Consider the following 3,198-nt stretch of genomic DNA (forward strand, 5'->3'; position numbering starts at 1 on the left):
GCGCTGTGCCGCGCGCGAGAGGCGCTGATACACGGCGAGACCGTCGTGCTGGACATCTCCTCCGCCCGTCCCGACGATCTTGTCCGGATCGCGGCGCTGGCTGAGAAGACGGCCGCGGATCTGGTGCGGTCCCGCTGACGCAGCCGATCCGGACACCCGACCCGGACCGGGAAGTGATCCGCGCCGAGGAGCGTTCCCGCTGGTTCCGGCGATACGAGCCCCCCGTCGTTGCTTAGAGTAATCGGATCGGGGTGAAGCGCGTACGCTTAGTCGCCGTGACGACTGTAACGTCGCCGCCGCCCGCGCAGAGTGGGGGAGCCCCCTCGGCCGGTCGCCGGGCGACCGCGCGTCGTCGCCGTGGCGGTGGGGAGCCCGGTGGCCCGGGCGGCCCGCGAGCGCGGTGGGGCGCGCGGCTCGCGCGGGCCGTGCTGGGCGTCGCGGCGCGCTGCGACGCGGGTGTCCGGCTCGTCGGGCTGCTGGCGTTTCTCGTGGTCGCGCTCGCGTTGTTCGGGTTGACGCTGCACGGCGTGGTCGCTCATCGGCTGGATGCGACCGACGGCCTGGTGAGCCGGCACGGCCGGGCGCTCGCCACGGCTCAGGAGTTGCGGGCCGCCCTGTCCCAGGCGGATGCCGCGGCGGCGGCGGAGGTCTTCGCGCCCGTCGAGCTTCTCGTCGGCAGGGGGGAGCCCGCCGCCGAGCTGCGGCATCGCTATGACCGGATCAAGAACGGCGGGCTGTTCGAGGCGAGTGTCGCCGATGCCGCCCGTGACGTCCTGGACCTGCGCCGACTCGACCCGGCCCTGTGCGCCGCGGACCCGCCCTGGTCCGGCCCCGCGGCGCCGCCGCCCGGACCCGACGGCGCGGGGACCCGGCCGTCGCCCGGGCGGATCGCCTCGTCGTGCCCGCTGGGCGTGCTCGCCGGGGGCATTCCTGTCTACAACGGGATGGTCGAACGGGCCCGGGCGAACAACCGGGCGGGGCTGTCCGTCGGCGAGGCCAACCTGCGGGCCGCCTCGACGATGATGCGCACGGAGATCCTTCCGGCGACCGAGGTGCTCGTCGCCCGGTACGCCGACGCGGTGGACACCGCCTACCAGCAGGCCACCGGCTCGCGGGGCGAATGGGCGATCGTGATCACGGCCGCCTTCGCGATCATCGCGCTCGTCGGCGTCCAGCTGCTTCTGGTCCGACGCACGAACCGACTGGTCAACCCGGGCCTGCTGCTCGGCACCGGGTGCATCCTGGCCACGGTCACCTGGACCGCGGTCGCCTTCGGAACCCAGCAGACCCGTCTCGACACCGCGCAAGACTCCGGGTACCGACCGATAAGCCTGCTCGCCCGATCGAAGACCCTGGCTCTGGAGGCACGGGTCGATGAGAACCTCTCGTTGACGGCGCTCGGCAACGGCACCCGTTTCGACGAGCACTTCGCCTGGGTGACCCGAGGCCTCGGCTTCGACGTGACCGGCGACCGCCTACCGCCCGAACCGGTCACCCGTCGTGGTTCGCTCGTCGTCGCCCTCGACGCGCGCGGGGGGGCCGGGATACCGGCGGGACTCGAGGGCGATCTGCGCTCCTGGCTGCGTATCCGGGCCTCGGTGGTGGCTCTGCTGGCCTCGTCACCGGACTCGGTCGTCGCGGCCGCGCGAGGACCGGGAGACGCCGGCTCCTCCGTCGGGGACCCGCGTTCCTCCGACACGTTCGGACAGGCGGTGACCCGGACCCTCGGGCCGGGCACGACGGCGTTCACCAGCTTCCTCGGCAAGCTCGACGTCGCGATCGACGCCGCCCGGGGCAGGTTCGAAGGAGATGCCCGCCGGGCCGCCGCGGCGTTGCGCGATCTCGAGCTGGCCGGCCCGGCGCTCGTCCTCACCGCGATCGTCGCGGCCGCGGCGGGGATGTGGCCCCGGCTCCGGGAGTACCTGTGAGTCCGCCCGGTCGGACCGGGCGCCGGCACCCCCCCATCCCGACGAGGGGAGTGGGCCCGGTGCTCGGGGGGATCCTCGTCGGCTGCATGGTCCTCGTGGGCGCTACGGGCTGCAGCACCGCCCGTAGTCCCCTTCCGCTGGAGGCCGCCCCGATGCCGCCATCACCGGTGCCGGGCGCCGAGCCCACGCAGGCGTCGGCGGGATCGGCCAACCCGGATGGAACCTGTCGCCGGGATGGCAGACCGCTCCGGTCGAGCGATCCCCCCCTCACCCCGATGCCTCCCCCCGGCCGGATGCCGGTGGGCAGCCGCCTGCGCGCGATCGCGCAGGACCGCGGCTACCTGCGCGTGGGCATCGCCACCGACGCGCCCCCGGCCGGGTTGATGAACTGGCGCACCTTGCGACTGGAGGGGTTCGACGTCGGCATAGCCCGCGCGGTCGCCGCGGCCATCTTCGGTGCCGAGCGGGTCGACAATCATGTCCAGTTCCGTGCCGTCACCACCTCCGAGCGGGAGGACTTGCTCCGTTCCGGCATGGTCGACATGCTCGTGGCCACCATGACCATCACCTGCGAGCGCAAGCGGCAGGTCCGGTTCTCCGACGTGTACTACGAGTCGACTCTGCGGTTGCTGGTCCGGGAGAACGCCGGGTTCCGCGGTATCGCCGATCTCGTCGGACGACCGGTCTGCTCGTCGGCGGGGAGCACGTCCAGCGAGAAGCTGGCGCAGCTGCCGGCGCCGGGACCCCGACCGGTGACCCGGGCCCGCATCGCCGACTGCCTGGTCGCGCTCCAGCACGGTGACGTCGACGCGATCGCCGGCGACGATGTCCTCCTCGCCGGGCTAGCCGCCCAGGACCCCGACACGACGGTGCTCGGGCCGAGCGCCTTCGGCGCGGGCTCCGAAGCCGGCGGCTGGCTCGACGAGCCCTACGGTATCGCCATGCCGATCACCGGGGACACGGCGGGAGACGACGAGTTCGTCGCGTTCGTCAACGGCGTGCTTCGCGAGATCATGCTCGACGGAACCTGGTCCCGCCTGTACGACGAGTGGCTGCGACCGGGCCTACGCGTACCCGGCCGCCCCCCGCTGCTCGACGGCGGCCGTCCCTGACCGGGCTGTGAACCGGCGGGCTGTGAACCGGCGGGCCAGGCGAACCAGGCGAAGCCCGGGAGCTCCAGGTCTCCGGAGCTCCCGGGGGCGAGCACGAGATCGAAGCCGGCGATTCATGGCGATTCATGATGAATGATGCGCATCCGAGGCCTAGGGCC

2 protein-coding genes are annotated in these 3,198 nt (G+C 73.1%); both read left to right on the plus strand.

The annotated features are described in order from the left end of the window. The first annotated feature begins 275 nt into the window (after window positions 1-275). Window positions 276-1,928, plus strand: a complete 1,653-nt coding sequence (locus tag ACY5KJ_RS19100) for a hypothetical protein (protein ID WP_462204015.1) — start codon at window positions 276-278, stop codon at window positions 1,926-1,928. Between the two features lie 59 nt (window positions 1,929-1,987). Next, window positions 1,988-3,040: a glutamate ABC transporter substrate-binding protein gene (locus ACY5KJ_RS19105; protein WP_462204016.1), complete on the plus strand. Its 1,053-nt coding sequence runs from the start codon at window positions 1,988-1,990 to the stop codon at window positions 3,038-3,040. Window positions 3,041-3,198 lie beyond the last annotated feature (158 nt).

The organism is Frankia sp. CcWB3, assembly GCF_977927595.1.